Here is a 2,733-nt window from a genome sequence, read left to right as displayed (position 1 = left end):
CGGCCGGTGTCGCCTGCGGGAACGACGCCGCCGATCCAGTGCTCGATGGTCGACTTGTTGGTCCGTAACGCCGTGCCGCACTCGGCGGCTGCCGCGCGCACCGCCTTGGCCAGGGCCGCGTATGTCAGCCCGGACTCGGCGACAAGGTCCCTCAGCTGGTAGTTCGGCGTGCGCTTGGTCATGAGTACCTGTCCGTATACCCGATATACCGCTTGCCCTGTCCCACACCGTACCGCCAGCGCCCTGACCTGGGTTGACTGTTCGTCAGCGCCAAGCGGTCGGGGCCCAAACTGCTCCCCCGGCGCCGGCCGTTTGGCCAGGTACGACGTCCACAGCGTGCCCACTCCCGGGCGCGCGGGACGGAACACCATGGAGGTAGGACTCATGAACACGCAGACCACCACCGCTCCCGTGTACACCGCTCCGGTCGTCCTGGACGCCGGTGACGTCGTCGAGGTGACGCTGGGCACCGAGAACTTCGACACCGCCGACGACACCCAGTACAAGAACGCCTGATCCATGGACTGCCTGGGGCCGGGCGGGTGTGCGCCCCGGCCCGGTCCCAGGCTTGAGCGGGCGCCGGGTCTGCGGTAATGGCCGATAGGGGAAGGGCCAGCAGCCCGGCGCCTCTCTATGTCGACCGCCGAAGGCGATGAACGGACTCGGAGGAAGTGGGCGGCTGATGCGGTGGAGCACGGGATGGTACGGGGCAAGCGGGCATGACTGGCTGCCGAGGAACGGCAAGCCCGTGCCCGGCATAGCGGCGGCATGGGCTGTTGGCCGGCCTGCCGGCCAGGTCCGGTCGGCAGGCTCCGGCCCGCTGGCTCTGGCTGTTATCGGTGAGTGCGGCGCCGACGACGAGCAGCTGCACCAGGCGCTGACGACCGTGCGGGCGAGGGACTGGAACGCGCTGACCCGCTGGCCCGGCTCGTACCTGACCATCGCGCGCAGCGGCGAATCACTGGCCGTGATCGGCGATCTGGCCAGTCAGCACCCGGTGTACTGGCGGGCAGAAGGCGCTGGAATCTGGTGGTCGACGTCGGCCAGCGCGCTGGCCGTACTGGATGGGGCGCCCTTCGATCCGACCGCTCTTGCTGCTCACCTGGCGGTGGCGCAGCCGGATGTCTTAGGGCAGCGGAGCCTGTTCCGCGCGGTGAACCGTGTGCCGACTGGCCACCTGCTGCTGATCACCTCCGGTGGGGCGAGCATCGTCCGCTACGAGCCGGTCAACTACCAGCCGATGAGCCTTCCCGATGCCGCTCCGCGGGTACGGGCAGCGCTGAGCGAGGCGGTGGATACGCGCCTGGATGGCACGGGAGCGGCAAGCGCGGACCTGGCCGGCCTGGACTCCACAACGCTGGCCTGCCTCGCGGCGCGGCGCGGGCCGGTTACCGCGGTGACTTTCGCCGATTCCCGGCTGAGGGACGACGATCTCGTCTACGCGGTGCGCACTGCTGCCGCGGTACCGGAGCTCACCCACCACGCGGTGCCCGGTCGTGACGAGACCGTGTACTACAGCGGCTTGGACGACTTGTCCTCGCTGCCGCTGACGGACGCACCCAACGCGTACGTCGTCACGGCCGCCATCAAACGCGCGGTGCTGGACGCTGTTGCCGAACATCAGACGCCGGGCGTCCACTTCACGGGTGCGGCCGGGGACGCGGTACTGTCCGCGCCCTCCTCCTACCTAGCTGATCTGCTGCGCGACCGGCAGCACCGCCGAGCTTTGACGCACGCGCATGCCCACGCCCGCCTGCGGCACGTCTCCCCGCTGACCGTGCTGCGGCGCGCCCGCCCAGCCTCCCGCACCGGCCTGGCCGACACCTGGCGACACACTGCGACCGAACTCCGCGGCGCTCCCCGTGAGTGGGTGCCCCAGGCTGAGCGACCCGTCGCCTGGACGCCCCTGCTGGCCACCGCCGACTGGATGAGCCCCGAGGTGCGCCACCAGCTCGCGGAGGCCCTGGACGCGGCCGCCGGCGAACTGCCCGAGGAACCCCGGCACCTGGCTGCCTGGACGGACCGGCAGGACCTCTCGCGGGTCGGAACAGACACCAACGGCTTGCGCGACCTCGCCCGCGACGACTACGGCATGGAGGTGGCCGCTCCCTTCCTGGACAACGAAGTGATCCGGGCGTGCCTGGCTGTCCCCGCCGACCAGCGCGGCGCCCCCGGCCGGTACAAGCCGCTGCTGGGCGAGGCTTTCGCCCACACCGATGATCTGCCGGATTTCGTTCTGTCCCGCGCGACCAAGGGCGGCTTCAACGCACTCGCCTACGCAGGACTCACCCAACACGCGGCGGTCCTTGCCCGACTGCTCGGCCCGTCCTCCCGCCTTTCCGCCGCCGGACTGATCACCCAAGCTCCGGTAGAGCGCATGCTGCGGCGTGCCGCAGCCGGACAGCCGACCGCCCAGGGCGCGCTGCACCTCGCTGTCAGCGCCGAGGTCTGGCTGCGCCAGATGGAGACCACCACGGCCACCTCATGGTGGGAGGTGAGCGACCGTGTGGCAGCTGCGTGAAGGCACCCACGCGATCCTTGCTGACGACGGCGGGGCCATCCTCGACGAGCGCACCGGACGCTGGACCCATCTGACCCCGACGGCATCGGCCGCGGTCATGATCCTGTTGGCTGGCGCCCCCGAGCACCAGGCCGTCGAGCAGTACGCCACCCGCTACGGCATCAGCACCGTGCAGGCCGCTGCCGACGTCCACACCGTGACTGATGCGCTCA

The 2,733-nt window shown here is 70.5% G+C and carries 3 protein-coding genes and 1 pseudogene; 3 read left to right on the top strand and 1 reads right to left on the bottom strand.

The annotated features are described in order from the left end of the window. Window positions 1-182: pseudogene (locus ABTY62_RS47365) on the bottom strand (hypothetical protein); the annotation flags it as partial. Window positions 183-384: 202 nt separating this feature from the next. On the opposite strand from ABTY62_RS47365, the gene ABTY62_RS47360 reads away from it, so the two are divergent. The 3 genes from ABTY62_RS47360 to ABTY62_RS47350 form a co-directional block, all read left to right on the top strand. Continuing rightward, window positions 385-516 carry a lasso RiPP family leader peptide-containing protein gene (locus tag ABTY62_RS47360; RefSeq protein WP_352135608.1) on the top strand — a complete coding sequence of 44 codons (132 nt, stop codon included), beginning with the start codon at window positions 385-387 and terminating at the stop codon, window positions 514-516. A 136-nt stretch (window positions 517-652) separates the two neighbouring features. Then, window positions 653-2,521, top strand: a complete 1,869-nt coding sequence (locus ABTY62_RS47355) for an albusnodin/ikarugamycin family macrolactam cyclase (RefSeq protein ID WP_352135607.1) — start codon at window positions 653-655, stop codon at window positions 2,519-2,521. Beyond that, a partial coding sequence (locus ABTY62_RS47350; protein WP_352135606.1) for a PqqD family peptide modification chaperone occupies window positions 2,505-2,733 on the top strand: 229 nt, incomplete at its 3' end. The genes ABTY62_RS47355 and ABTY62_RS47350, both read left to right, overlap by 17 nt.

Source organism: Streptomyces sp. NPDC097640, from assembly GCF_040302705.1.
In the GTDB taxonomy this organism is placed as follows: domain Bacteria; phylum Actinomycetota; class Actinomycetes; order Streptomycetales; family Streptomycetaceae; genus Streptomyces.
Note: the sequence above shows the minus strand (reverse complement) of the source record. Positions and strands in the feature narration are given on the sequence as shown.

Excerpts from the sequence above, each read along its gene's own strand:
- ABTY62_RS47360 (WP_352135608.1), top strand. The coding sequence starts at position 385 with ATGAACACGCAGACCACCACCGCTCCCGTGTACACCGCTCCGGTCGTC.
- ABTY62_RS47355 (WP_352135607.1), top strand. The coding sequence starts at position 653 with ATGAACGGACTCGGAGGAAGTGGGCGGCTGATGCGGTGGAGCACGGGA.